Origin of the sequence: Paenibacillus hebaui (genome assembly GCF_051934385.1) — a bacterium.
Lineage (GTDB): Bacteria > Bacillota > Bacilli > Paenibacillales > Paenibacillaceae > Paenibacillus.
On sequence record NZ_CP196836.1, the window covers coordinates 3,825,026 to 3,851,675 of the forward strand.

A 26,650-nucleotide genomic window follows, 5' to 3' on the forward strand; every position below is an offset into this window, starting at 1 on the left:
GTTACTGAAAGGATGTCATAAATGACTCTTATTTTCATCTTAGCGGGTTTACTGATTATATGGTTGTTGGTTCAGTTGTGGCCAGTCCCCTCACTTACTTATGTGGACAGCAAAGAGTGGGATCCTTTAGATGATCGGTGGTCCAACGTAAAAATACTAGATGTTAGGGATTCAAGTGAATATTGGCTTAGTCATATTCCCGACTCGATAAATATATCCATTGGTCGTTTGCCAGTTGTATGGCATAAGGAACTTTCACCACATAACGAAGTGATTATTTTTTCACGAAACTGGCTCACGAGAAGAAAAGCAGCCAGAATTCTTGCACGCCGCGGATTTTATCAACTATATGCAGTCAAAGGTTGCTTTTTATCCGTGAATAGAAAGGGAGAATCCTGTGAACATAAATACTGTTATTAATATCGCAATCCTGCTTCTTGTTGTATGGTTGCTTTATACACGGCTTAAGCCGGTAAAAGGCCTGAAAAATTTAAGATCAGACGATTTCCGAAATGAGATGAAAGCAGACAGTAAAAGTCTTGTGGTTGATGTACGTGAACCTGGCGAGTATAAAAGAGGTTTCATCAAGGGAGCTGTAAACATTCCTTTATCTCAGTTAAAGCGACGCCTGGTCGAGATACCAAAAGATAACACCGTTTTTCTTTACTGCCAAAGCGGTATGCGCAGCAAAAGTGCAGCCAAAATTTTAAGTAAGAGTGGATACTCTAAACTCGTTCAACTCCAAGGTGGAGTAAATACATGGGGAGATCCACTAACTCGAAAATGATAACCCTAGCGTGAGTAAACAGGATTTGTATCAAGCCGTTCACCACGAATTTGTTGCAAGTGCACTTGCAGTGAAAGTTGGACATGAAATCAATCCAGATTTCAAAATAGGTTGTATGGTCACTGCAATGCCAATTTATCCACTGACTCCTGATCCTAAGGATGTCATCCAAGTTATGAATGCTGACCATAAAAATACATTTTTTGCTGATGTACATGCACGTGGATATTACCCAAACTATATCAAGCGTTACTTAGAGAAGATGGAATTCCCATCCAATTTTAACCTGGAGACGAAGAGATTCTGAAACACACGGTTGATTTTATTTCTTTTAGTTACTATCAGACAGCGAGCGAGTGGGGCTGGCAAATCGATCCTCAAGGCTTGAGATACATTATGAATGTCTTGTATGATTGTTATCAGAAACTGGGAGAGGTTGTGGCTTCCCTTCTGGAAAAATCAAAAAGCATCAGTTCTATTACGGATACAATAAACAATATAGCGAATCAGACAGGCTTGCTTTCTCTGAACGCTGCAATCGAGGCAGCGCACGCTGGGGAAGAGGGGAAAGGATTTGCAGTTGTTGCCGCCGAGGTCAAACGGCTGGCAGAGCAAACTCAGAACTCAGCGCAGAACGTGGCCAAGCTTATCCAAGGAGATGCAAGAAGTATCATCGGTTACGCAATAGATGTCATCTGGCACTGATGAAGTGGTGTCAACGATGGCGGCTTGGTCTGATACCACAGAAAAAACGAAAGATCTCGCCCAGAATGCGGATTCAACTGCATGGAAGCACTTGTCCTCCACAATGAAGGTTACCGATTAAGCCGTATCGCTAAGTAAATTGGCCGTTGAACTTAAAAATTCAATGGTATCGTATATGAATATAGAACTTAAGCGGTAGAACTGTTGTGAGAAATAGATCAGGAAGTAAGAAAGGAAGTGTATCACATGATGGAAAAAAGATTCAATCCCGAAAAACTTGCAAGGTTAGACAGTCCGGAGAGACAAAAGGCTTTACCACCGGAAACCATTCTAGCTTTATTGGATATTAAGAAAAGTGATACCATATTAGATTTGGGTGCGGGTACAGGGTATTTTACGTTACCGGCTTCGACTCTCTGTCATCAAGTTTATGCATTAGACGTTTCTCCTCTGATGCTGCAGCATCTTCAAGAAAAAATAGCTGAACAAGGAGCAACCAATGTAGAACTTTTAGAGGGAGAAATTGAGCTGATACCTGTGGAATCACAAGCTGCAGACCATATTATTGCTTCTTTCGTAATCCATGAGGTGGAGCCGCTGCAAGACGGTTTAAAAGAAATACAAAGAGTGTTGAAGCCGGGAGGTAAAGTACTTTGTATCGAATGGGAAAAGAAGGAGATGGAGCAGGGGCCACCGCTTGAACATCGTTTGCATTCCAGCGAGTTGTCCAAGTCTTTCGAAGAACACGGCTTTACAATCGAACAGATTTCATTTCCAAACGAGCAGCATTATGTCATTATCGCTCGTAAACAAGGCTAGAAGAAATGGACGCTCGTGGAACATAAGCAGGTGTTCCACGAAGTGCTTAGACGAGAATGATTGTGGAGTAAAGATGCGTTATTCTCTTCAGTGAGGGGTGGCTAATTGCATAATATTCAAGTCGGTTCTTTAGTCTTAAACGGACAACTGATATTCTATCTTTGGTTTGGGACAGCGGGCTGGTTGATGTTGCGTTACCAATATCGGAATCAAAGGGTACAAGAGGAAGTTTTGCCCCCCCTTACCAACGCGTTCTGGTTATGGATGGTTGTCTGGAAAGCAAGTTATTTGCTATTTTATCCCGTAGAGGTTATTCAGCGTCCGATCTCTCTCCTGTATTATGATGGCGGGGAACGCGGGGCATGGCTGGCAGCTTTGGCAGCAGTGGTCTATATCTGGAAGGCAGCCTCAAAGCGGAATATAATATTTATGGCTTGGGTCGACATCTTGATTATATATATGCTGGCGGGTTACTTAGCTTCACGGATATTGTTGCTCCTTACCGGAGCGGAGCTCATATGGTTTCATTTGACAAGCGCAGTATTATCCATTGTACTTCTTATCCTTCTACAGACTACAAGAGCATCAAATTTGCCTGCCGCCAGAAGGTTCGTTTATGTTGTCTGGTTCTGTATCGGACATATTGTACTTTGGTTTTTCATTTCCGAACGGCAACCGTGGTTTTTATCATTCAACAAGCAGCAGGTATTCTACCTTATAGCCGCCGCGGGTCTGGCCGGAATGGGCGGGTTGACCGATAACAAGCAAAAGAGAGGGTTCGATGAATAATATTAATGTTTTCTCAGCCTTTGCCGCAGGTGTACTATCCTTTTTATCCCCTTGTGTTTTTCCGCTACTCCCCGCTTTCATTTCTCATTTGACCGGTTCATCCGTTCAAGATGGCAAGCTGGTTGTAAATAGGGGGAAGATGATTTTTCTATCCCTTTTTTTCATCGCGGGTTTCAGCCTTGTTTTTATTGCGCTGGGAGCTTCGGCAAGTTTTATAGGCCATTTCTTTGCCCGGGAACGCGATGTAATTCAAAAAATAAGCGGCTTATTGATTATTATCTTTGGCTTGCAAATGGCGGGGATTCTAAATTTCCGGTTGCTGATGTCCGGTAAGACAAGAGAATTCAAGACGAAAAGAAGACGTGGTGCAGTGCGTTCACTGCTTACTGGTGTGGCCTTTGGTGCGGGCTTTAGCCCTTGTGTGGGTTTGGCGTTGTCAGCTATTTTACTTCTGGCCGGGTCCAGTGATACGCTGTGGAATGGCGTTGGGCTGCTTACCGTCTATTCCCTCGGAATGGGAGTGCCGTTCCTGTTGATTTCATGGTTATTGACTTATTCTCTGCAATTAATGAAAAAAATCAACAAATGGGTTCCTTTTCTGTCCAAATTGAACGGCTGGTTAGTCATTGGTCTGGGATTTTTGTTGTTTACCGGACAACTGCAGAGAATTAGTGCCTGGCTGGCCCAATATACACTTTTGGATATCAACTTTTAGTGGATGGTGATGAATCAGTTGAGAAAAAACCTGATTGCGATCCTTGTTTTGATAGGACTTGTCGTTTATGGCGGCTACGATTATTTTAAAAAATCACCCTCAGAAACAATACAAATAACGAAGTCAGAAAACAAGCAGTTGAGGACGGGGATCCTGAAGGGACAGCTGGCGCCGGACTTTGCGCTTACGGACTTAAAGGGGACTACAGTTCAGCTGTCTGATTTTAAGGGCAAGATCGTACTGGTTAATTTTTGGGCTACCTGGTGTCCGCCATGTCAGGTGGAAATGCCTCATATGCAGAATATTTTTCAGGATTTCAAGGCAAAAGATGTTGTCATTCTGGGGGTCAACATGACGCTTACAGAAGAGAATTTGGAAGACGTTCAGACCTTCGTTAATGAACAACAACTCACGTTTCCAATTGTCATGGACGAGAAGAGTGATGTTGTGCAAACTTATCAAGTTGTTGCTTATCCCACGACATATTTACTGGATACCGAAGGAGTCATCTTGGAAAAATTTCAAGGGGCAATCAGCTATGAAATAATGGAGAAATATATATCCAGAATCCATTAAGGAAAAACAAATCAGAGGGAGTATTCAAATATATATTTAGAGTTCTGAAGGAAATTTCACCGCAGGAGGTTGCAGCACGTCTGAAAAAAGGGAAGTCTCTCATGATGCTTGATGTAAGAGAACCGGAAGAATGGCAGGAGGGACATATAGCCGGCGCAAAACACCTTCCTCTCGGACAACTAAGCGAGCGTCTCAATGAACTGGACCCCGATCGCGAGACCATTGTGATCTGCAGAAGCGGCGGAAGAAGCGGATTAGCGTGTGAACTGTTAATCGCTAGTGGTTACAACGTCGTGAGTATGACCGGAGGACTTAATAATTGGAAAGATGAATTGGTTTGTGATTAATCATCCTTCTGTTTCCTGAGGAGGAATTAATAATGAGGAAGGTGAGCTATATATGAATAATGATCTTTTGTCGAGCTTGTCTATAATCTTGCTGGTCATCGTATTTATGTACATTCGATTTGGAAAGACGAAAGGCTTGAAAACGTTGAATGGGAAAGGTTTTAAATGAGAACTAGAGCAGTTCAAAGAGGCGATTCTTATTGATGTTCGTGAATCAGGGGAATTTAAGGGAGGGCACATTAAAGGAGCCACGAATATCCCTTTGTCTGAATTGAATTTCCGGCTTGGTGATCTCCCAAAGGATCGTGAACTGCTGCTCTATTGCAGAAGCGATTGCCCAAACTAAAAGAACTCCTGTCCCATTATCCACTTATCCGTCTCGGGCATATTGATGCCAGCAAAGTCGAAGAGGTAACAGAGAAGTTTCTCATTCTGAGTGCTCCGATGATGCTCTTGTTCATCGAACAAAAGAGTATTTGAGAGAAGATCGATTTGTTCTTTTATCACTGTTGAAGGAAAAGCTGGACCATATTTATCAGATTTATACTGAATAATTCACTAATGATGACGATTCAGCCAAGGCTGAGTCGTTTTTTGAATACGGTGGGGGGCTATGGCAAACAAATAACAGCAGCCGGAACCTCCGGTTGCTGTTATTTGAATTTATAGGTGAACAGTAATGCTTATAGGTTAGAATGTATAAGATTCGCCATCATCCGGCACTAATACATTAGAAGTAATCCCTTTTTCATTTAGGAAGCTTTTTAACTCTGCTCTTGACAAGGTCCAGTGATTTACTGCTTCCATGTGAACTGAAACAATCATCGCGTTAGGGGCAGCCTTATGCACTATAATATTATCCTAGTCAACTAATCAACTATGTAAGCAATCATTAATAATCTGATTTTTGCACAAAGGAGTGCTTTTTTTGAACTGGAAAGAGATATCGACACTGGACCAATGGAGAGAAGTGGCATAGGGATATTATCAGCTCTTTGAATTTACAAATACTTGAAGAAATTATTGACAAGTACAGTATAAACAAAATAAAGAGGGGGTTTCGTTGTTGACCAACAATACTCAAAGTCATGCGGAACATTATGAATTAAAAAAACGCTTATATAAAAGGTCACTATTTGTAGTCGTGTTATCTCAAATTTTTGGGGGTGCTGGACTGGCAGCGGGGGTAACAGTTGGAGCACTGCTGGCTCAGGATATGTTAGGTACAGAGAGTTTAGCGGGTATTCCATCCGCGTTATTAACACTCGGGTCGGCTGTAGCTGCATTTATAATCGGACGATTTTCACAACGTTATGGTCGTCGAATTGGCCTTGCAGGTGGATTTTTAACAGGAGGATTTGGAGCTATTGGGGTTATAGTGGCTACGGTGCATAATAGTATATTTCTTTTGTTTATCTCACTAGTGATTTACGGATTCGGTACAGCCGCTAACCTACAGGCACGTTATGCAGGAACAGACTTGGCTAATCCTAACCAGCGAGCAAAAGCCATTAGTATCTCTATGGTTTCGACAACTTTTGGTGCTGTTGCTGGGCCAAATATGGTAGACGCTACAGGAAAATTTGCAACGGTAATCGGCCTACCCCCACTTTCAGGATTATTTGTATTAGCTTCAGTGGCATTTATTTTAGCGGGCTTGGTTATATTAATTTTTTTGAATCCCGACCCTTTATTTTTAGCTAAAAGTCTAATTAAAGAGTCTGTTCATTACAAAACGGTAGAGAACAGAACTTTAATTGCGACAAATCATAGAGCACTAGTTGTAGGCGCAACAGTCATGATTCTAACTCAAATCGTTATGGTTGCAATTATGACAATGACACCGATTCACATGAAACATCATGGACATAACCTAAATGACGTAGGATTAGTCATTGGTATCCACATTGGTTCAATGTATTTTCCTTCTCTAATAACAGGTATTCTAGTAGACAGGATAGGTCGTTTACGTATGTCGATGGTCTCAGCAGCTATTTTATTACTTGCAGGCATTGTTGCAGCTACAGCTCCTGTGGATTCAATGTTATTACTAATCACTGCTCTTGCTTTGTTAGGTATTGGGTGGAATATTGGTTTAATTAGTGGAACTGCAATTATTGTTGATTCGACTAATCCAACTGATCGCGCAAAAATACAAGGAATGATTGATGTGTTTGTTGGAATAGCCGGGGCATTAGGAGGAGTACTATCAGGTATGGTGGTAGCACATTCTAGTTTCGCCTTACTTTCATACATTGGAGGTGTACTTTCACTGCTAGTGATTCCGGTTATAATATGGTCTCGCATATCAAAATCAATAAAAGTCACTAAAAAATCATAAGTAATTTGAATTTGTATGGAAAGAGACCCTTGAAGGGTCTCTTTCGTTATTATTAATAAAGCGTGAAGAACGCGAAGAACGCCGAATCTTGATTTCGTCTGTAATAAGAAATCAAGTTCAAGGCATTCTTAGATCATGCCATGAGCCTTGGAGCCGAGAATTGGTGTGAGTGAAGATGACATTTTTGTAATGGGTACAAAAGTTAAAGAGGAAATCTAACGCTAATAGGGAGGGGAACAATGCCTTTAAGGGTTTCTTTATGATTTTTAAGGTAAAAAGACCATAAGTAGCTTTTTAAATTATTACCACAAAGAACTAGTTGCAATTAAGGTTGAAAGGATAACTGATGTAAACTCTATCTTAAGGGGAAGTAACGAAGGCTTTTCTTGAATAATAAGAACCTTTTCTAAGTCTATTAAAAAGGGATTTTTCTTTAAGTGACCGATCTTTGATTTCCTCTAAACAATACACTACATTCAATAAGTAACTTCAACTTAAAAGGCATCGTTCTTTCTTGGATTAATACCTCCGTTTGTTTAACTGTATTCCTTCACAATGTCGCATGTTTATTGATACTATTTGTTAATAACAATGGATAATTTGTAGCTCACCAAATTGCTCAAACCTGTCAAGAATTCATCTAATATTTCATTGCCTGGGAATTTGCATTCGAGAAGGTAACAATTTTCTCCACTGACTTTGTAGTTGTTTATGACGAATTGAACTTGTTTTTTTATAAACGACAGATAAGGTTGATGATTCGTGCTTTTCGTATAAATATGTATAATTGGGTTAACAATATACCCCATTTTTACTTGATTCACTTTAATGGTATACCCCTCAATAATCCCATTGTCCTCTAATTTTGCCACTCTAGCTGAAGTAGCCGGTCCAGTCAAATGGACTTTTTCACCCAATTCTTTCATTGTAATCCGACTGTTCTTAGTTAGTTTCTTCAAGATATGCATATATGTGTTATGTAACATTTATTTAACTCCTTTCATAAATAAAGTCAAACCGCCAAAAGACTTTACTTAATCTATGTATATGTTATGTGTCCATAGTGTAGAATATACATTGTTCAGATGAAATTTAAAATATAAAGGGGTTAATATATATGAATATACATCAAATTCGTAATGCAACAATTGTCGTTGAATATGCGGGAAAGAAATTTTTAATTGATCCAATGTTATCAGAAAAAGGCACTTACCCGCCTTTCCCTTCATTAAGACAAAACAACTCAAATAATCCTTTAGTTAGTTTACCAATATCCATTGACGATATCATTCATAATGTTGATGCTGTTATTGTCACTCATCTACATTATGACCACTGGGATGATGCTGCTAAAGAAGCGCTGCCCAAAGAGATTAAAATATTTTCCCAAAATGAAGAAGATGCGACTGAAATTCGAAATGCAGGCTTCCAAAATGTTGAGGTTTTACAAGAGAATACAGTCTTTGAAGGAATCCAATTAATTAAAACAAAAGGTGAGCATGGAAGAGGCGAAATCCTAAAGGGTACTGGTCTAGTGTGCGGCGTAGTCTTCAAACACTCAAATGAGAAAACTTTATATGTAGCTGGAGATACTGTTTGGTATGAAGCTGTTCAGGAAGTAATTGAAACACACAAACCAGAAGTAATTGTAGTCAACGGCGGGGATGTTCAACTTTCTGAAGGTGGTTCTCTAATTATGGGGAAAGATGACATTTATGAAGTTTATAAAGCTGCTCCAGATGCAAAAATCATTTCTGTCCATATGGAAGCTGTCAATCATTGGACATTATCAAAAGAAGAATTAAAAAGCTTTATTAGTGAAAAAGGAATCTCCTCGAATGTTTTAGTACCTGATGACGGAGAATCATATTCATTTTAAAGAATAGAGAAGACAGAAATTGTAGTTTTAATTTTTCATGAGTGGAAAGACAATCATGTCAGTTGAAACCAATTAAGAATAAGTTCGTCGTTTTTATGAAGCACTTTTCCAAAGATTCTAGGGGGAAATAGTGCCACCTTTATTATGCCGGGTGTTACTGCATATGTTGCAGATATTACATCTGTTCAGAAACGGTCAAAAGCGATAGGCTATATCTCTCCCGCCAATAGTACTGGCTTTATTATCGGACCTGCCATCGGTGGCTTTATTGCAGAATACGGTATAGGTATGCCTTTTTCTTTGCGGCAGGTATTGCCTTTTTAGTATGCAACTCATCCATATTTATTTTAAAAGAGCCGCTAACAAAGGAATAGATTGCAGAATTTTCTGCTAATACAAAGCAAACAAACTTTATAGGCGATTTCAAAAGATCACTTAATCCACGTTACTTTACTGCCTTAATCATTGTATTTGTACTTGCTTTCGGTTTACCAGCATATGAAACTGTTTTAGTCTATTTTCTGATCATAAATTTGGCTTCACGCCGAAGGAGATTCGGGCTATTATTACAATCAGCTCAATTTTCGGAGTTGTTATCCAAGTTTTTATGTTTGGAAAAATGGTAGATATACTTGGTGAATAGAAACTGATCCAATTATGTTTAATTACAGTTGCAATATTGGCGGTGGCTGGCTAAAACAAATGGAGAACATGGAAGGCCTGAATTCCTAAAACTTAAAGAATATAGTTTTTTTATGTGAAGAAAAAAAATAAAGGATTTGATAGTATGGAACTATTATTAGAATCAATAAATAAAAACTCAAAAGACATCGAGAAAGTAAAAGATTTATATTATGGATCTTTTCCTGAAGTTGAACGACATCCTATGGATTTGTTATTCTATAAAGCAAATCTAAATTGTGTAGATTTTCTTGCTATTTACGATAAGGATATTTTTGTAGGGTTTACTTATTTAATTACCCATAAAAATTTAACATATGTTCTGTATTTGGCAATAGACGGTAATGTTAGATCAAAAGGCTATGGTAGCCTGGTACTATCTCAAATTAAAGATAAATACTCAAAAAACCAAATAATACTCAATATAGAAGTTATTGATGAAAGTGCAATTAATTTTGTGCAAAGGTTAACAAGGAAAAAGTTTTATGAGCGGAATGGTTATGAAAGTTCAGGACTCTTATATAAAGATCGCTGGTGTTTATATGAGGCTATGGTAAATGGAGAAAAAGAGGTTACTAAAGAAGAATTTTATGATTTAGTAAAGACATTTACAGGAGATTCACTTTTCCTTTTCTTAGAAGTTCAAATCACATCAAACAAAATTTAATTAAATGTTTAAAGATTAAAATGAACCAAACTCCTGTTTATCGTAGAAGAAAGATAGGGCTAGATATCCAATGTCATTAAGTTTAACTCAAAGACAAGACGGAGAATAAAATGAAATCTGAAACGGTATGGGAAAAGTCCTATGCCGTTTCTTTTTTTTGTCCAAATACGAAAAAAGGGTACAGCAAACAAAGCGGAGGAAATATCCCTTAAAAAATGTTCATATGGCATCCATTATGCTACTCTGTATACGAAGCTAACCACTGATTTCCCACGGATTTTGCGCGTATTCTCCTGACCTGGTCGCTTTAGTCGAATCGGCAAAATATTCTTGCAAATCAGTGCTTCAACATCGGGCGGGGGTTCATTGTCCTTGGAGCGTAGGAAGTGTCTGCACACATGAACAGCAACTGTAAAGTTTATTTGGTACGGGTGCTGTTTATCCATTTGCGAGATGATGACCACCGCTTGTTGTAAATCGATTTAATTTCATCTGGCGGGAATTCAGCAGTTGGCAGATTGGTGATGATCGTCTCGTAACCGCCAGTCGGCAGAACAAAACGAACAACCCGAAAGGAAATCGGGTAAAACAGATGGTCTTGCAAATCTAAAAAGTCAAAGGTAGAGGTGGCTGGGACGAACTTATATTTCTCGGGCTCTGCCTTTACCTCTTTGGTTTGCTTTTTGGTGAGTGTCAAATGAACGTCTGTATCAAATTCTCCGCTGTAGGGCAAGTGTAAACCGGAAAGAATTCCTCTTGAATCCAGATCCTTTACCCGAATGACATAGCCCCATCCTTTGCGTTCTAAATGTGCGAAATTATTGTAGCTTTCATAGCCACGGTCAGCAATGACAATGGTTTTCCCCTGAATGGGAGAACGATCCACCATCGTGGCGAGCGCTCTTCCCTCGTTGCACAACCTTCGCGGTTGAATGACCGCATCCACATATAGTCGGTTACATAAATCATAGGCTGCGTTCAAGCGCAGCAGGTTGTAGCCTTTGCTACCGGGCGCATTTTGAAAATAGGTGTTTGGGTCTGCGGGGTCCGTTGGAATGTGCAAATCCGAGCCATCCATGGCAAGTAAACGATAACCACGGTAGTTCTTGAGTTCGGTAACCGATTGCGTAAAGTTGTGAAACAAGAATTCCACGGCAGATGGGAGAATTTTATTCCGTTGCTGAACAAACGCAGAAGTAGTTGCCGTGTTGACGTCATAGCCTTGTGATTCCAGAAGTTCCTTGTATAAGCTGTTTCCTCCCATAGAGATGAGAAGATGCATGACCGTTTCAAAAGGTAGCTTTTTCTTCCGAGTAAAATCAGTTTCCGGGTTCCTAACATAAAGCGCGGGCGTGAGAGACATTTCTCGTATGAGGGATGTCAACTTATCTTTTAGCGAAATAGCGTACAAATTCATTGGCGTAGCCTCCTTTTGTTTCAAGGGGCTTCGCCACATATTTCTACGAACTTGTCAAGCTTTTTTTACGCAAAAAAACAAGCCATCTTTTGGATGGCCTGCTCTTGTGATTCATTCTGGGCCTGTTCCTTATCTTAATGACATTGCCTGCAAGCCCGAAACCCAGAACCTGCGTCCTTACCGCCAATCGCCATATTTCTATATAATTAAAGGCAAGGATGACCGGATGGGGTTCCACGGAACCGATATGATCAATAGATAGGAGATGGCGGACGCTTGTTTCCGCCCAAAGCACAATTAAGAGGGATTATATGGAGCCCTGGCAATTCGATATCGGTTGAACACTTGCAGCGGATATGGGACCAATTTTATCAAGTTGCAGAGGGCAGAAGTCGGAACGTGTCTGGCTCAGGCCTGGGACTGGCTATCGTCAAGCAGATTGTAAATGATCTTGGCCAATCCTGCGGCTGCTGTATACGGACGATGGTGTTGTTTTTTGGTTTACGTTAGAGAGGTTTTTGGAAGAGGGATAAATTAAACAGGGGGGCCAGATAGTTACCGGTTTCTCCCTGTTTATTTCAATTACCAAGTTAATAGGTGTCAGTATCTCAAGGTGCTAAATCCAAAGAGGTAATTTGAGCAGAGGTATTTCCATGAAATATCTTTGGCCAGGGCAAAAACATGTATTGTATCTGCCTTAAAGGCACCGGGTTGTTTATATTTTGCAGTTGAGAGTGTGGATAACCAATTAGGTATATCCAATTAGGTATATATGCTTCGGCCCTACACGAATGCCATTGACATAAACACGAAGTTCAGTAATCGTACTCTGATCGGTGACGGATCCGCTTAAGACAAGAGCTTACTCTTTGATTGCAGCATTTAATGTTATTACAGGAGTATCTTTCTCGAGCCGCTTTGCAGGAGTAATTGATGTTTTAGGATTGTATGAAATAGTCTCATCTTGCAGCGGAGGCGTACGGGTTGCAATCGGACGGGTTGTGCGATGCCTGTTCATAGGAATATGCATATCGGAGCAGGTCATTGTCGGTATAAGCTGCACCCGCCAGGGTTAGATTGACAGGCATGCCCGTATCCTTCATCGCCCCCATACTTACAGACACACTTGGAATTCCATATTCACGCAGAATATAGTTTGTATTGGAGAAATAGTTGCCATTCTCCCAGGCCTCATTATAGGAAGACTCATTCACGTCTGCATCCGACTTACAACTTAGAGATTTTCCGTCTAGACTCCGGACGCCACCCCAAAATCCCACTAAATTGTTTCGAAATTTCCTCCCTTAACTCATGCTTTTAATCTGATAAATAAATCGAATAAAAGTTATCAATTAGACGAAGCATATGATCCTTCAGGATCCAGCCATCCATGCAATTATCCGGTTATCTCTCTTTAACGTTCTTTATTAAACTCTCCCCATTGGCACATTTCCTGAATAATAGGCCAGAGACTTTGTCCCTTTTCAGTAAGACTATATTCAACCTTTGGGGGGATTTGAGGATACTCCTCACGATGAACTAATCCATCACTCTCCATTTCCTTTAAGGTGGAACTGAGTGTTCTATAGGTTATTTTACCTATCATACGCTGCAGTTCATTATAGCGTGCTGCACCGTTATTTGATAAATGGTAAATAATTAACAGTTTCCATTTACCGCTGATAATAGAGAGTGTGTAGCCAAAAAAAGGTTCTTGGTTATCAGAAATCTTCTTGTTGCTATCAGCAACATTAACCTTGGATTTTGTCATAATTACACTATCCTCCTAGATAGTATGCGCCGTAAAAGTGCATACTTGTTTAAAAATATATATAGACTATATAATACATTTGAATTTAAGTAAAGGAGGATTGGAATAAATTTTGGGGCGAATTATACACCCCTAGGTTTAAATATTTGCCCATTCAAAAGTTAAGATGGTATGGGAAAAATCGGGATTTTCGGATCTTCCTTCGACCCGGTCACTAATATTCACCTGTGGACGGCAAGTACAGTCGCTCATCGATGTAAATTGGATCGCGTCATCTTCCTGCCTTGCTCCAGTCAGCGTTCCGACAAACAAATGCATATTTCATTCGAAGCTTGCCGGAAGGCTGTCACAATTGGCAGGCTTTTGTCAAAGCCTATAATAATGCGACGGGTGAAGTCATGGCTGACTGTCATAAGGGGAATGTTAAAGCAAGAATGCGTATGGTTGCACAGTACACGATTGCTGGAGAACAGCAATGTCTGGTCATCAGTACGGATCATGCAGCCGAGGCTGTAACAGGGTACTTTACGAAATTCGACGACGGTGCAGCTGACATCCATCCATTGGCCGGCCTCACAAAAGGGCAGGGGCGCGAACTCTTGAAGGAGCCTTAATGCCACCGAGCAATTTTATCTAAATACTCCATCGGCAGACTTGCTCGATAACAAACCTCTGCAAGCGGATGAGACAGAACTTGGGATTAAGCACGAGGTTCTTGATCAATATATATTAGGTAACAAAGTTATGCCTAGTGTAAATGAGAATATTGAAAACCGATTCGATGTAACAAAGCATAAACGGGAGTTACCCGTAACTCCATTTGATACTTGGTGGAAGGAAGCACTTGTTTGAAGGGACGCCGCTCCGTATAGGAGGTTATTTTATTGAACCAATAATCGGCTGTCAGCATCCTTATTGTATGGATTTTATTAAAACCTCACTATCCTTTTGGATAGTATATGTCTAAAAAGTGCATACTTGTTTACTTGTCCACAACAGCTGTATATTATATTTAATTCAAAGTAAAGGAGACAAATAAAAAGATGTTATTACAACAACAATATCAAGACAATATAAACAGATTACTGCAAAAAATTGAAGAAGCTGAGGCAATTGTGGTTGGTGGAGCTGCTGGGATGTCTGAGGCTGGTGGATTCAGCGCTTATCAGACCGATGAAAACTTTCTAAAATATTTCAGGGAGTTTGAGGATAAGTATGGTATTAAAAATATCTTTGATGGTTTTTATTACCCTTTTCCGTCGAGAGAAGAACGCTGGGCTTTTCTAGCTACTGATATCAAGTATATGTATGATGCCGAAGCCGGTCGCCCTTACCTTGATTTATTGCAACTTCTTCAAGGTAAAGACTATTTCATTGTTACAACGAATCAAGACGCACAGTTTTCCAAGACTTTCCCTGAAGAAAAAGTTTCCCCAATTCAAGGGGATATGCGTTATTTTCAATGTGGCTCCCGTTGCCATGACCAGGTTTATTTTAATAAAGAGCAAGTTGAGAACATGTATGCAAACATAGATGGAACCAGAATTCCAACAGAGTTAGTTCCAGTATGTCCAAAATGCGGGCAGGAAATGGAACCATGGGTGCGCTCTTATGTATTTTTGGAAGGAAGCTCTTACAGATATGAATTAAGAAAATACAATGAGTATCTTATCAATAACAAAGATAAAAAGATTCTCTTTCTGGAATTAGGCGTTGGAACAATGACACCGATGTTTATTAAAGAGCCATTCTGGAATATGACTTACAGTTTTCCGGATGCCTACTACATTACAATAAATCCTAAAGATGCGTTAGTTCCTCAAGAGTTAAGTGAAAAAGGACTTGCGATTAAAGAAGATATTGGACGTGTCTTACAAGATGCTTTGAACGGGAAGGGAAAAAGAGATTCGGATATTGGATAAGTACTGAGCAATCCGGCTTCGCATTACACGAATTCAATAAGCAAAATAGATTCATCAAAATTTAAAAAAATGGAGGTTCGTATGGAAGAGAAGTATCAAGAAGTTTTAAGCAAAATCAAGAAGGCAGATAGCATTTTAATCGGCGCAAGTAACGGCCTGGCCATTTCGGGAGGTTATAATATTTTTGCAGAGGATTCATCCTTTCTGGAACATTTTGGTGATTTTAGTAAAAGGTATGGTTTTCGTAGCATCCTGCAGGGAGTTTTTTATCCATATCCTACCGAGGAAGAAAAATGGGCATTTTTTAGCCGTTCGTACGCGTACTTTTTAAATAACAAGGAAGCCAGTCCTGTTATGAAGAACCTTTATGAACTGGTGAAGGATAAAAATTATTTTGTGGTTACCTCAAATACAGATTCTCATTTTACACATGCGGGATTTCAAAAGGAACGGCTTTTCGAAATAGAGGGTAATAGTCGGTATTTGCAATGTTCTAATGGTTGCCATAATCAAATTTACCAAGGTGACGAAATATTGATGAAAATGGCCCAAAACCAAGAAAACGGAAAAATTCCCGCAAACCTTATTCCTAAATGTCCAGAATGTGGTGGCCCCATGCAGGTCCATGTCGAAGTCGATCGGAATTTTCTAAGAGGTGAGGCATGGCAAGCCAGCCTTCAGGCTTATCAGGATTTTATCGATAATGCTCATGGCAAAAAAATAGTCTTACTGGAATTGGGCGTAGGTGCAAGAAATCAATTGATCAAAGCCCCATTTATGAATTTAACCAGCTCGGAGGAAAATGCCATCTATATTACCTTTAATAAGGGGATGGAGCTTTATATTCCAGATGTCATTGCTGATAAATCCATTGGTGTCGACGGTGATATTGCGGAAGTGTTAGAGCAATTAGTTCAGATGAATTAGGGGAGGAATGGAAAGGTGTTTTTAGCGAATATTTTGGATGAACCTAACTGCGGACCCATCAAAGAGCCTTATGAACGATGGTACGCATTCATGGAGAATAATGTAGAGTTTTGGCTTCCCGAGAGTGAATGGCATACGAAATCCCATTGTGCTCGTGTCCTTTTGCTGTCACTTCTCATCGGACATCAAAAAGGTTTAAGTGATGATGAGAAGGATGCACTTGGAATGGCAGCTGTATTCCATGATTCCCGTCGTCTTGATGATGGGATTGATAAGGGACATGGTGGTCGAGCTGCAGAGTACTATAAGGATTATTGCCGTGAGCACGATTTGCCATATGATGAGCAAACCTATTACATCACCTACTACCATGACCAGGATGATTCTCTTGGTTTGTCAGAGATTAAAAAGTCATCTAGTTTATGTGAACGAGCCGTATTGTTGTATCAAATTTTCAAGGATGCTGATGCACTGGATCGATTCCGTCTAGGCCCTGATGGTTTGGATGTAAAGTTTCTTCGGACCGAAGAGGCAAGTCAACTTGTTGACTTTGCTAAAGATCTCTTACGTAAAAGTAGTGAAACTAAGTTGTAAATATCTACTTTTCGTGAGCAAGTCCGATCATATTTTACAAGGGTTAGGAGGAAAGTGTGATGAACAAATATATAGATGATAGCTTCGCCTTACACACGGACTTGTACCAAATTAATATGGCGAAAGCTTATTGGGAAGATAACATTCATACAAAAAAAGCTGTTTTTGATTTGTATTTTCGGAAATTGCCGTTTGGAAATGGGTATGCGATTTTTGCCGGGTTGGAACGAATCATTGATTATCTCCAAACGTTTTATTTTTCTGAAAGCGATTTGGAGTATTTAAAAGAACTTGGTTATCAAGAAGACTATGTTGACTTCTTACGAACTGTACGTTTTACAGGGACGGTTCGTGCCATGAAAGAAGGGGAAGTTGTATTTGGCAACGAACCCATTCTTCGTATCGAAGCACCGTTAATCGAAGCCCAACTCATCGAGACGGCATTGTTGAATATCGTGAACTATCAAACACTCATTGCAACCAAAGCTTCTCGAATTAAACAAGTCGCAGGTGATCAACCCGTCTCAGAGTTTGGATCAAGACGCGCACATGAATTCGATGCCGCCTTATGGGGGACAAGAGCTGCTTATATTGGTGGGTTCTCAAGCACAAGCAATGTTCGAGCAGGAAAAAGATTTGGGCTTCCTGTTTCAGGAACACATGCACATTCCTTTGTACAAGCGTATCAAGATGAATACACTGCTTTCCATAAATATGCAAAAAGTCACAAAGATTGTGTCTTCTTAGTGGATACCTATAACACTTTAAAATCAGGTGTTCCTATGGCAATCAAAGTTGCCAAAGAACTAGGCGACAAGATAAATTTTGTAGGCATTCGCTTAGATAGTGGAGATTTGGCTTACCTCTCCAAAGAAGCAAGAAAGTTATTAGATCAAGCAGGATTTGTCGACACTAAAATTTTTGCTTCGAATGATCTTGATGAATATACGGTTATGAGCTTAAACGCACAAGGAGCGAAAATAGATGCATGGGGAGTTGGTACCAAAGCCATCACTGCCTACGATCAACCAGCTTTAGGTGCTGTGTACAAACTGGTCTCCATTGAAGATGACAACGGACAGATGCGTGACACGATCAAAATTTCTGCAAGCCCTGAAAAAGTCACAACACCAGGCTTAAAAAAGGTATATCGTATTATCAATAATCTTACGAAAAAATCAGAAGGGGATTATATCGCCTTAGCCAACGAACAACCAGAAAAAGAATCAAAACTTCATATGTTTCACCCTGTGCATACGTACATTGGAAATTTTGTCACCAATTTTACAGCGAAAGACTTGCACGAAGATGTTTTCGACCATGGCACACTTGTGTATGAAAGTCCGTCAGTCCAAGAGATTCAATCCTATGCCGGGCAACAACTAGGCCTTTTATGGGACGAATACAAACGTTCATTAAATCCAGCGGAATATCCTGTGGATCTAAGTCAGGCTTGTTGGGACAACAAAATGAAAAACATTGAGGAAGCAAAAATACACGCCCGAAATGCTGTCCCTGTATAGGGGAAAACATCTAGAAGAAGTGTAATTCCGAAAAAAACTTCTGGGAGTTGAATTAAAATGGTGAAAGAAGCTTTGTTAATTGTTGATATGAGTAATGATTTTGTTGCTGATAATGGAACATTGACCGTTGGTAAGCCAGCCCAAGACATCGTGCCTTATATTAAGGATTTGGCAACAAGTTTTTTAGCAGAGGGAAATGTAGTTGTCGTATCAATGGATGCGCACCAACAAAATGACCCACATTTTGAATTGTGGCCACCTCATAATATTGTGGGTACAGAAGGACAACAATTGTACGGAGAATTATATGATTGGTTTCAAGATAATAAGAATCATGAAAATGTATTTTATACACCTAAAACGAACTATAATGCATTTTTTAAAACCGATTTAGCTGAAAATTTAAGAATTTTAGGAGTAGAAAAGGTTCATACTATTGGGGTAACGACGGATATTTGTGACTTTTTAACAGTTGCAGGAGCAGACGCAGAAGGATTCAAAACAGCCATTCATAAACGAGGGATAGCAACATTTACTGACCTAGGAGAAACAATGGTAAACCATATGAAACGTTGCTTCCATACTCAAATTATTGAATAAATTTAAATCAATTAGGACGGTGAAAAACGTGTTGGACTTGTTACGGGGGAAGTGAGAGGTTATGTTTCATTTCCCATACACATGCAGGGCTGTTTTGCCAGGTTCCCATTGAATCGGATGAAAACAGTGAGGATATTACCTCTTACCTACTGCATTCAGAACAAGTCCCCCCCTCTGTTGCTGTAGGTGTACTAGTAAATCCGGACTTTACGATTCAAGCTGCTGGTGGTTTTATTATTCAGCCGATGCCGAACACAGAAGAAGAGTCAATTCGTTTCATTATGTTGTGTATTTAAATGAAAAATAAATATTAAATTTAAGAAATGAGGTTTTATTAATATGAAGAATCTTAAAAAGAAATTGAGTCTTACGGCGACAGGGCTTCTGATGAGCGCCATATTAGCTGCTTGCGGTAGCTCGCAGGAGAACGTAGAAGAGAAGGATACAGCTAAACAAGAAAAACAAGAACAGGAAATGACTATCCAACAAATCCGAAATGCTACATTAACTGTAGAATACGGTGGGCAAAAGTTCTTGGTTGATCCGATGTTATCAAAAAAAGGTGAATTTGATCCTTTCCTTCCTGCCGAAAGAGATGATCGGAATCCAATCGTTGAATTACCAATGTCCGTTGATGAGGTTCTTGATGGGGTAGATGCTGTCATCATAACTCATACACATGAGGATCACTTTGACCAAGCGGCAAAAGACCAGTTGCCTAAAGACATTAAGATGTTTATGCAAGATGAACAGGATGCTAAATTAGCCAAAGAATCAGGGTTCACGAATGTTGAAGTCATGGAAGAAGAAGTAGGTATAGACTTTAATGGAGTTGAACTTACTGAAGTTGATGGTCGTCACGGACATGGAGAAACGGCAAAGATCGCTGGAAATGTGATGGGGATTGTCTTCCAACACCCGGATGAAAAAACAGTGTATTTAGCTGGTGATACCGTCTGGTATGACAAAGTACAAGAGAATATCGATACCTATAAACCAGAAGTTATTTTGCTAAATGGTGGCGAAAACCAATTTACTGAAGGTGGACCTACTGGCCCTCTTATTATGGGGAAAGAAGACGTATATAAAGTATACAAGGCTGCTCCTGAAGCAGACATCATTGTTAGTCACATGGAAGCAGTTAACCATTGGGGATTGTCCAGAAAAGAATTAAAGAACTTTATCAACGAAAAAGGAATCAAGACTAATGTATTAGTGCCGGATGATGGAGAATCTTACTCATTTTAAGGTGAAAACAGAAAAAACGTCTAGTAAATTTAAATTTGTATGGAAAGAGACCCTTGAAGGGTCTCTTTCATTATTATTAATAAAGCGTGAAGAACGCGAAGAACGCCGAATCTTGATGTCGTCTGTAATAAGGAAATCAAGTTCAAGGCATTCTTAGATCATGCCATGAGCCTTGGAGCCGAGAATGGGTGTGAAGATGACATTATTGTAACGGGTACAAAAGTTAAAGAGGACAATATTCAAACGGTAGCTGAAGAGATTGGACTAGAGACTGAACAGATTAATCATTTGTTAAATCAAGCTTTCGGGACTCAGTCCAGCTTTAAAGAAGAAATCCAGAGTTATGCTAAAGTTAGTAGTGCAGCATTCGCCAAGATAATTGATCTGATCAAGGAACCCCTTTCTGCAGAAACAATTGATTCCTTGAAAGAACATAAATCGGGAACTCTTACAGATGCGTATGGTTCTTTGCAAGGAAATATAAATCTCTATTTTGCAAAAAATTGGACTTTGGAATACGAAATCGCTTTGAGTGGATTAGGAACTATGTTGGCTGAAGCTATTCATACCATTCAACATCGAAATTTAAAAGCCGATAATAGACAAAAACTTTTTGAAGTGTATTTAGCCAAGGAGCTTGGCAGACCGCATGAGTTCTTCGGCCCGGAGGGTCTCTTATCCCTGTTCCGGCTGATAGGGAGCGTACCCAGAATCTTTAGAAAATGTTATTCGTAGTGCTTTGAAACATCTGAATACGCTGATTATCGTAACAGAATGAGTTTACGACGTGAAAAATTTTTACAGATCAACTTTCAAGGTACCCAGCATTTTCACGAATTTCGGATCGTGGTAGGATAAGAAAAGACTTTCCCGTGTATCGAGGGAGAAAATTTGTTCCATATCATCTGCGCTCAACTCAAAATCAAAAATGTTGAAGTTTTCGACGATACGCTCTTTTCTCACCGATTTTGGGATAACAACGATTTCACGCTGAGCAAGCCAGCGCAGTACGACCTGGGCAGCTGACTTGTTATGTTTTTCCGCTATCGAGGCTAGCACTTCGTTGCCGAACATGTTGCCCTGTCCTTCAGCGAATGGTGCCCACGACTGATGCTGCACTCCATGCTCTTTCATAAAAGCGGCATTTTCGATCTGTTGGTAGAATGGGTGCGTTTCAACCTGATTGACGGCAGGTACGATTTCGTTATGCACAATGAGGTCCATCAGACGGTCGGGCAGGAAGTTGCTGACACCGATCGCCTTGATCCTCCCTTCGCGGTAAAGGTCTTCCATTGCACGCCAAGCGCTGTAGTAATCGCCGAACGGCTGGTGTATAAGGTATAGATCGAGATAGTCGAGCTGTAGCTTCTTCAAGGATTTGGAAAACGCCATCTTGGCACTCGCGTAGTCAGCATCCTGAACCCACAGCTTAGTCGTGATAAAAAGCTCCTCACGCGGTACCCCGCTGCGTTTGATCGCGCGTCCGACCGCTTCCTCGTTCAGATAACCGGCGGCGGTGTCAATCAGTCGGTAACCAGCCATCAGCGCTTCATATACAGCATTCTCGCATTCTTCAGCATCGGGAATCTGGTAGACACCTAAGCCGATGATGGGCATTTTCACTCCGTTGTTCAATATTACATTTTGCATTTTAGCTCCTCCTAGTGTTCAAATATATAACAGCAAACGGCACGTATCCCGGGAATCGGGCAACGGTGATTCCACTTACGGCTGAATTGCATTACAATAAGCTTAGAATCTTCGTGCTACACGAAGTCAAGCCGTCTTCAAAAATTTATTTTAAGGAGAGTTTCACATGCATACGGTCAAAGAAGCTGCCCAGATAACGGGACTCACCGAGCACGCCGTGCGCTTTTACACGGATAAAGGTCTTGTACCTAGCTTACAGCGCAATCAAAACAACATTCGGATGTTCGACGATGAATCGATCAACTGGCTACATGGCGTCAAATGCCTCAAGCAATCCGGGATGCCAATTGAATTCATCAAAAAGTATATCGATCTCTGTCTCGAAGGGGATTCTACCATCCCGCAACGATTCGCACTCATGATGGAGCATAAAGAAGCGGCTATAGTTCAGCTCGAAGAAGCCAAACGGCACGTTGAGCATCTAGAACAAAAAACTGCCCTATACCAGGCGATTTTGGAGCACCGCACTCCAGACACGACCAATCCCGGTAACTGGGACAAAATTCAGCATATGCATGCTGACGTATTTTACTCACCCTCTGTTCGGAAGGCGTGAGTCTTTAATCGGTACCCTAAATTAGATGCGGAAGAAGACGATATCTAGCCTGTTGGAGTTTTTGTTACTGAAGAATCGTTGAGCTAACGGGAACTGTATCCTTTTATATAAAATGGTCAAAAGCTATACTAAATGTCCCATTAAGTGATGGCACGATCAATATAAGCAGTAATTGAAGAACAGTGCAAATCTAAAGTCGCTAATATAGCGGCTTTTTTGCATTAAGGTTAACGATAGTCCTTGTCCTGAGTCGAGAGATTCCTTTTAAACCTCATCGAGAGGGTTGACACAATTCAACTTCAAACATATAATTCAATTAATCGATTGAATAATTGATAAATTAAATGAGGGGGATTATATTATGGAAGCAGTATCATTAACAAAACAAAATTTTGAATCGAATGTTAACACGGGAGTGACTTTAGTCGATTTCTGGGCACCATGGTGTCCACCTTGTCAAGTGCAACTTCCAATCGTAAATGATCTAGCTGATGATTTGGCTGGGCAAGCGACTATTGCCAAAGTCAATGTTGATGAGGAACTCGAATTGGCTCAGCAATTCGGAGTTAGAAGTATTCCAACGCTTCTCTTATTTAAAGATGGCAAATTGGCTGAGACCATGATTGGTGTTAATCAAAAACAAGCTCTTAAAGAAAAAATTCAAGGATTGCTCAATTCAAAATAAGTAAGTGGTTAATCTGTTCTTGAACCTATGTGAAGAGAACGACGGATCAGGGATTCATCTGAACCGCGTTCTTTTCAACATAAGAATTGAGGGGATGATAAGTCCAAACCAAAGAAAGGAGTGTTTAAAATGGAAGTTACATGTTCTAAATCAGATATTAAAGAACGTTTATATCAACAATTTGCTCGAATTGGGAAATGTTTATCGAGTGACAAAAGACTTGAGATAATGGATATCTTGTCAAACGGACCGAAATCTGTTGATAGTTTAGCTACCCAAACAGGTATGAGCGTGGCGAATGTATCCCGTCACTTACAGATTTTGCTGGAAGCTAAGCTCGTTAAATTTCATAAAAAAGGTACGTTTGTTATATATAACATCAGTGACTCATCTGTAACACAATTCTTGTCCTCATTGTGGAATTTATGCGAGGACAGACTCGCTGACATCAAGCTGATTAAAGATGAACTGGAAGAGCAATATGAAGGAGTTCGCAATATTAGCAAAAACGACCTGATGCTTAAAATGAAGCAGGATAACCTCGTTCTCATAGATCTTCGTCCCGTTGAGGAGTATGAAACATCTCACATCCCAGGTGCTATTTCTGTACCCTTAGAACAGTTAGAAGTATATCTACAAACATTAAATAAAGATATAGAACTTGCTGCCTATTGCCGAGGGCCTTTTTGTTCTATTGCATCTCAAGCTGTGAATTATATCCAAGAACAGGGCTTCAGAGCATACCGAATAGAAGAAGGAGTACACGAGTGGAATGCTTACGGAAGTCCGGTTTCAGCCAAGGCAAACAGATGATATATGTCCTTTTAATCGTTCTTATGCTAATTTACTGGATATATAAATATCTCCGCTTCATACGTAATGTAACGGTTTTATCTTTAAAATCAAACCTAATTTTGGTGCCTGATCATACTAAATGCCTCGACATAAGAGATAGTTCTGATTTTGAAAAAGAGTACGTTCCAGGTTCCATTAATATTTCCTTAGGACGATTGCCTTATGTTTGGGGAAAAGAAAATTTGACCACCGAAGATAGCGTAATTATACTGACCAATAAATATTTTAAAGGGATAAAAGCTATACGTATTTTACGAAAACAGGGATTTTATGATTTGTATTTATTAGTAGGCACGATAACTCAATTCATTGAATGGGGTCAAAGTCAGCAGAAAAATTCAGAACAATTTTGTAATGAATATGATTGGAGCAGTAGCCATACATGTTCCGAATAACATACAGTAAGGCGTGATTTTATGACAAATGTCCAAGAAATAACTTCAGTGAATGAAATAGATACGTTCATTCAGAATAACCGACTAAGTATGCTATATGTCTCTCAAGATAATTGTAGCGTATGTCATGCAATTTATCCCAAACTAAAAGAATTGCTTAACCATTATCCAGAAATAAAGCTTGCTCATATAGATGCTAGTCAAGTAGAAGCAGTGGCTGGCAAATTGTTAACTTTTACAGTTCCCACGATTATCTTGTTCTATGACCAAAGGGAGTATCTTCGTGACGGTCGGTTTGTCCAGTTTGAGCAATTAAAAGCAAGATTAGATGAGGTTTATAACGCTATATAAAATTAGAATGAAAATAAAGCAACTATATTATTCTGATATACAATTAATTAATTGAACAATAAAAAGGTTTGGACTATTCTGTTGAGAGTTCCATCATTATAGAACTATGGGGGTATATTCATGAAGAAAATGAAAGCCATGCAAATTCCAGCAGCAGGAGAAGAAATGTAGTTAGTTGAGGTGCCAGTCCCGCTATGCAATGGAGACTCCATGGCCAAGGGGGGGGGCGCTGCGTCAGCATATCCTCGTATTCCTGGACATGAAGTGATAGGAATTGTTGATGAGCTTGGAGTAGGCTCGTCAAAATGGAAAATTGGAGAACGTGTCGGCATTGGATGGAATGGAGGGCATAGCCATGTTACCGGATTAACAATGGACGGTGGATATGCTGAATACATGGTTGCCTATGAAGACAGTTTGTCCAGTATTCCAAATGAAATTTCGGTGATGGAAGCTGCTCCACTAATGTGTGCTGGCGAAACAACGTTTAGTGCCATCAAAAATAGTAAAGTTCACGTTTACAGGCGGACCAAAAGAAATACAAGCGACGATTAATTTCAGTGTACTGACGGATACTCGTCCCATGATTGAGTCATATCCATTAGATCGTGCTAGCGAAGCTTATGATAAAATGATGTCAGCATCCACTCGTTTCCGTGCTGTCCTGAATATTTCTGAATAAAGCTGTAATCTCAAGTAGAGATAACACGATTTGCAAAAAAAAATCGCAACGTATGCTTAAAACCACTTGTTCAAGTTGAACAAGTGGTTTTAAGCATACGTTGAGGTTGGTTCTATGCTTGAACACGATACAATGTTATGTCGAGCGACGTTCAACTAACTTATATGATAAAGGGTTTAGCCTGTTGCTCGTATTATTCCACCTATTTTGCAAAATGAGAAAGGCATTCTCAGCTTGCTGAACAACAGGATAATCAATCGTTGTCAAATCAAGCAAGTGAGCGACTTCCGTATTATCAAAACCCATAATCCCCAAATCTCCCGGAATGGAAAAACCTAACCGACGCAAAGCTGTCATAAGACCAGCTGCCACTTCATCATTAGCACAAAAAATAGCATCAGGTCTATTTTCCTGCAAAACCCACCACTCAGCTATTTCCTCACCATCTCGAACTACAGTTTTATCTTCGAAATGAGGAAAGGGATACGTCATGAGTTTGTGCTTTTTAATGAATTCGGTATGGGCACGAATGCGTACCTTTGTATTTAATCCTTTGGACATGGGATATATGCTAAGTATTTTTCGGTAACCTTTGGAATGAAGATGTTCAAGACCTGTCCAATAAGCATGGAATTGATCCATAAAGACAGATGGAAGATTCTCGTTTTGAAGACGTTGCCAGGTCACAATGGGGCCATATCTGGTATAGGATTCAATTACATTCCAGTCATTGGACCGTATCATACATACAATAGCATCTAATTGCTTCCGTTTTAGCATTTCCAGGGCGACAAGTTCCTTTTCAGCATCCTCATTCGTGATAAAAAGAGTGATGTTAAATCCGTTCTTCTCAGCTATTAGAGTGAATGCACGAACAAAATTAATAATAATGGGACTAAAAGAGGCCGTTATTATTCCAATCTGATGAGTTTCACCTTTTTTTAGAGAAATCGCATTAGCATTGGGAACATAATCAAGCTCCTTGATAATTCCTAAAACTTTTCGTTTGGTTAAGTCACTTACATAGCCACGGTTGTTAATTACTCTTGATACAGTTGCTGTAGATACTCCAGCTAAGCGAGCAACATCTTGAATATTCGGCACCTCT

The 26,650-nt window shown here is 39.9% G+C and carries 31 protein-coding genes and 6 pseudogenes; 30 read left to right on the forward strand and 7 right to left on the reverse strand.

What is annotated here, in order from left to right; translation table 11 throughout:
- Positions 1-21 precede the first annotated feature (21 nt).
- The 9 genes and pseudogenes from ACR32F_RS16765 to ACR32F_RS16805 all read left to right on the forward strand — a co-directional run bounded on the left by ACR32F_RS16765 (position 22) and on the right by ACR32F_RS16805 (position 5,084).
- On the forward strand, positions 22-420 hold the full coding sequence (locus tag ACR32F_RS16765) for a rhodanese-like domain-containing protein (RefSeq protein ID WP_440108890.1): 399 nt from the start codon (positions 22-24) through the stop codon (positions 418-420).
- On the forward strand, positions 398-787 hold the full coding sequence (locus ACR32F_RS16770) for a rhodanese-like domain-containing protein (RefSeq protein WP_223200048.1): 390 nt from the start codon (positions 398-400) through the stop codon (positions 785-787). Before ACR32F_RS16765 ends, ACR32F_RS16770 begins: the two co-directional genes overlap by 23 nt.
- A gap of 10 nt (positions 788-797) precedes the next feature.
- A pseudogene (locus tag ACR32F_RS16775) lies at positions 798-1,438 on the forward strand (family 1 glycosylhydrolase); the annotation flags it as partial.
- 300 nt (positions 1,439-1,738) lie between these two features.
- Positions 1,739-2,311, forward strand: a complete 573-nt coding sequence (locus ACR32F_RS16780) for a class I SAM-dependent methyltransferase (protein WP_440108893.1) — start codon at positions 1,739-1,741, stop codon at positions 2,309-2,311.
- Positions 2,312-2,416: 105 nt separating this feature from the next.
- Complete coding sequence (locus tag ACR32F_RS16785) at positions 2,417-3,100, forward strand: hypothetical protein (RefSeq protein ID WP_440108894.1); 684 nt, start codon at positions 2,417-2,419, stop codon at positions 3,098-3,100.
- Positions 3,093-3,815, forward strand: a complete 723-nt coding sequence (locus ACR32F_RS16790) for a cytochrome c biogenesis CcdA family protein (RefSeq protein ID WP_440108896.1) — start codon at positions 3,093-3,095, stop codon at positions 3,813-3,815. Before ACR32F_RS16785 ends, ACR32F_RS16790 begins: the two co-directional genes overlap by 8 nt.
- Positions 3,816-3,824: 9 nt before the next feature.
- A complete protein-coding gene (locus ACR32F_RS16795) occupies positions 3,825-4,391 on the forward strand; it encodes a TlpA family protein disulfide reductase (protein ID WP_440108898.1) in 567 nt (188 codons plus the stop codon).
- A gap of 53 nt (positions 4,392-4,444) precedes the next feature.
- Positions 4,445-4,738: a rhodanese-like domain-containing protein gene (locus ACR32F_RS16800; protein ID WP_440119911.1), complete on the forward strand. Its 294-nt coding sequence runs from the start codon at positions 4,445-4,447 to the stop codon at positions 4,736-4,738.
- A gap of 238 nt (positions 4,739-4,976) precedes the next feature.
- Entirely contained in the window at positions 4,977-5,084 is a 108-nt protein-coding gene (locus ACR32F_RS16805; protein WP_440119913.1) for a rhodanese-like domain-containing protein, read from the forward strand.
- A 344-nt stretch (positions 5,085-5,428) separates the two neighbouring features.
- On the opposite strand, the pseudogene ACR32F_RS16810 reads toward ACR32F_RS16805, so the two are convergent.
- A pseudogene (locus ACR32F_RS16810) lies at positions 5,429-5,587 on the reverse strand (MBL fold metallo-hydrolase); the annotation flags it as partial.
- Positions 5,588-5,804: 217 nt separating this feature from the next.
- Between ACR32F_RS16810 and ACR32F_RS16815 the strand changes: the two are divergent.
- Entirely contained in the window at positions 5,805-7,079 is a 1,275-nt protein-coding gene (locus tag ACR32F_RS16815) for an MFS transporter (protein WP_440108900.1), read from the forward strand.
- Between the two features lie 575 nt (positions 7,080-7,654).
- Here the strand turns inward: ACR32F_RS16815 and ACR32F_RS16820 are convergent.
- Positions 7,655-8,065: an Lrp/AsnC family transcriptional regulator gene (locus ACR32F_RS16820; RefSeq protein ID WP_440108902.1), complete on the reverse strand. Its 411-nt coding sequence runs from the start codon at positions 8,063-8,065 to the stop codon at positions 7,655-7,657.
- A 131-nt stretch (positions 8,066-8,196) separates the two neighbouring features.
- On the opposite strand from ACR32F_RS16820, the gene ACR32F_RS16825 reads away from it, so the two are divergent.
- The 3 genes and pseudogenes from ACR32F_RS16825 (at position 8,197) to ACR32F_RS16835 (ending at position 10,306) form a co-directional block, all read left to right on the forward strand.
- Positions 8,197-8,958: an MBL fold metallo-hydrolase gene (locus ACR32F_RS16825; protein ID WP_440108904.1), complete on the forward strand. Its 762-nt coding sequence runs from the start codon at positions 8,197-8,199 to the stop codon at positions 8,956-8,958.
- A 111-nt stretch (positions 8,959-9,069) separates the two neighbouring features.
- Positions 9,070-9,598 (forward strand): annotated as a pseudogene (locus tag ACR32F_RS16830) (MFS transporter); the annotation flags it as partial.
- Positions 9,599-9,745: 147 nt separating this feature from the next.
- The gene (locus ACR32F_RS16835) at positions 9,746-10,306 is read left to right on the forward strand and encodes a GNAT family N-acetyltransferase (protein ID WP_440108906.1); all 561 of its coding nucleotides are present in this window, start codon (positions 9,746-9,748) and stop codon (positions 10,304-10,306) included.
- 418 nt (positions 10,307-10,724) lie between these two features.
- On the opposite strand, the gene ACR32F_RS16840 is transcribed toward ACR32F_RS16835, so the two are convergent.
- Entirely contained in the window at positions 10,725-11,723 is a 999-nt protein-coding gene (locus ACR32F_RS16840) for an IS4 family transposase (protein ID WP_440108908.1), read from the reverse strand.
- A 276-nt stretch (positions 11,724-11,999) separates the two neighbouring features.
- Here ACR32F_RS16840 and ACR32F_RS16845 point away from each other — a divergent pair, with 276 nt between their 5' ends.
- A complete protein-coding gene (locus ACR32F_RS16845; protein ID WP_440108911.1) occupies positions 12,000-12,233 on the forward strand; it encodes an ATP-binding protein in 234 nt (77 codons plus the stop codon).
- 449 nt (positions 12,234-12,682) lie between these two features.
- Here ACR32F_RS16845 and ACR32F_RS16850 read toward each other — a convergent pair whose 3' ends face one another.
- Both ACR32F_RS16850 and ACR32F_RS16855 read right to left on the reverse strand, forming a co-directional pair.
- Positions 12,683-12,937: a hypothetical protein gene (locus ACR32F_RS16850; protein WP_149847212.1), complete on the reverse strand. Its 255-nt coding sequence runs from the start codon at positions 12,935-12,937 to the stop codon at positions 12,683-12,685.
- Positions 12,938-13,137: 200 nt separating this feature from the next.
- Entirely contained in the window at positions 13,138-13,494 is a 357-nt protein-coding gene (locus ACR32F_RS16855) for a winged helix-turn-helix transcriptional regulator (RefSeq protein WP_440108913.1), read from the reverse strand.
- Positions 13,495-13,665: 171 nt separating this feature from the next.
- On the opposite strand from ACR32F_RS16855, the pseudogene ACR32F_RS16860 reads away from it, so the two are divergent.
- The 10 genes and pseudogenes from ACR32F_RS16860 to ACR32F_RS16905 all read left to right on the forward strand — a co-directional run.
- Positions 13,666-13,824: pseudogene (locus ACR32F_RS16860) on the forward strand (nicotinate (nicotinamide) nucleotide adenylyltransferase); the annotation flags it as partial.
- Positions 13,825-13,856: 32 nt separating this feature from the next.
- Positions 13,857-14,346: pseudogene (gene nadE / locus ACR32F_RS16865) on the forward strand (NAD(+) synthase); the annotation flags it as partial.
- A gap of 191 nt (positions 14,347-14,537) precedes the next feature.
- Positions 14,538-15,416 carry an SIR2 family NAD-dependent protein deacylase gene (locus ACR32F_RS16870; RefSeq protein ID WP_440108915.1) on the forward strand — a complete coding sequence of 293 codons (879 nt, stop codon included), beginning with the start codon at positions 14,538-14,540 and terminating at the stop codon, positions 15,414-15,416.
- 81 nt (positions 15,417-15,497) lie between these two features.
- Positions 15,498-16,343, forward strand: a complete 846-nt coding sequence (locus tag ACR32F_RS16875; protein WP_440108917.1) for a hypothetical protein — start codon at positions 15,498-15,500, stop codon at positions 16,341-16,343.
- 15 nt (positions 16,344-16,358) lie between these two features.
- A complete protein-coding gene (locus ACR32F_RS16880) occupies positions 16,359-16,937 on the forward strand; it encodes a hypothetical protein (protein WP_440108919.1) in 579 nt (192 codons plus the stop codon).
- 59 nt (positions 16,938-16,996) lie between these two features.
- On the forward strand, positions 16,997-18,460 hold the full coding sequence (locus ACR32F_RS16885) for a nicotinate phosphoribosyltransferase (RefSeq protein ID WP_440108921.1): 1,464 nt from the start codon (positions 16,997-16,999) through the stop codon (positions 18,458-18,460).
- 57 nt (positions 18,461-18,517) lie between these two features.
- On the forward strand, positions 18,518-19,060 hold the full coding sequence (locus ACR32F_RS16890; RefSeq protein ID WP_440108923.1) for a cysteine hydrolase family protein: 543 nt from the start codon (positions 18,518-18,520) through the stop codon (positions 19,058-19,060).
- Positions 19,061-19,167: 107 nt separating this feature from the next.
- Positions 19,168-19,356, forward strand: a complete 189-nt coding sequence (locus ACR32F_RS16895) for an Hsp33 family molecular chaperone HslO (protein ID WP_440119915.1) — start codon at positions 19,168-19,170, stop codon at positions 19,354-19,356.
- Positions 19,357-19,534: 178 nt separating this feature from the next.
- Positions 19,535-20,308 carry an MBL fold metallo-hydrolase gene (locus ACR32F_RS16900; protein WP_440119917.1) on the forward strand — a complete coding sequence of 258 codons (774 nt, stop codon included), beginning with the start codon at positions 19,535-19,537 and terminating at the stop codon, positions 20,306-20,308.
- A gap of 99 nt (positions 20,309-20,407) precedes the next feature.
- Positions 20,408-20,536 (forward strand): annotated as a pseudogene (locus ACR32F_RS16905) (tRNA 2-thiouridine(34) synthase MnmA); the annotation flags it as partial.
- Positions 20,537-21,106: 570 nt separating this feature from the next.
- On the opposite strand, the gene ACR32F_RS16910 reads toward ACR32F_RS16905, so the two are convergent.
- A complete protein-coding gene (locus ACR32F_RS16910) occupies positions 21,107-21,958 on the reverse strand; it encodes an aldo/keto reductase (RefSeq protein WP_440108925.1) in 852 nt (283 codons plus the stop codon).
- 166 nt (positions 21,959-22,124) lie between these two features.
- On the opposite strand from ACR32F_RS16910, the gene ACR32F_RS16915 reads away from it, so the two are divergent.
- The 6 genes from ACR32F_RS16915 (at position 22,125) to ACR32F_RS16940 (ending at position 25,415) form a co-directional block, all read left to right on the forward strand.
- Entirely contained in the window at positions 22,125-22,574 is a 450-nt protein-coding gene (locus ACR32F_RS16915; RefSeq protein ID WP_440108927.1) for a MerR family transcriptional regulator, read from the forward strand.
- A gap of 361 nt (positions 22,575-22,935) precedes the next feature.
- Complete coding sequence (gene trxA, locus ACR32F_RS16920) at positions 22,936-23,259, forward strand: thioredoxin (RefSeq protein WP_440108929.1); 324 nt, start codon at positions 22,936-22,938, stop codon at positions 23,257-23,259.
- Between the two features lie 129 nt (positions 23,260-23,388).
- Positions 23,389-24,072 carry an ArsR/SmtB family transcription factor gene (locus ACR32F_RS16925; RefSeq protein WP_440108931.1) on the forward strand — a complete coding sequence of 228 codons (684 nt, stop codon included), beginning with the start codon at positions 23,389-23,391 and terminating at the stop codon, positions 24,070-24,072.
- Entirely contained in the window at positions 24,027-24,509 is a 483-nt protein-coding gene (locus tag ACR32F_RS16930) for a rhodanese-like domain-containing protein (RefSeq protein WP_440108933.1), read from the forward strand. The genes ACR32F_RS16925 and ACR32F_RS16930 overlap by 46 nt, the downstream gene beginning before the upstream one ends.
- A 21-nt stretch (positions 24,510-24,530) precedes the next feature.
- On the forward strand, positions 24,531-24,860 hold the full coding sequence (locus ACR32F_RS16935) for a thioredoxin family protein (RefSeq protein WP_145321604.1): 330 nt from the start codon (positions 24,531-24,533) through the stop codon (positions 24,858-24,860).
- Between the two features lie 210 nt (positions 24,861-25,070).
- A complete protein-coding gene (locus ACR32F_RS16940; protein WP_440108935.1) occupies positions 25,071-25,415 on the forward strand; it encodes an alcohol dehydrogenase catalytic domain-containing protein in 345 nt (114 codons plus the stop codon).
- Positions 25,416-25,677: 262 nt separating this feature from the next.
- Here the strand turns inward: ACR32F_RS16940 and ACR32F_RS16945 are convergent, their stop codons facing one another.
- Entirely contained in the window at positions 25,678-26,646 is a 969-nt protein-coding gene (locus tag ACR32F_RS16945) for a LacI family DNA-binding transcriptional regulator (protein WP_440108937.1), read from the reverse strand.
- Positions 26,647-26,650: the final 4 nt, after the last annotated feature.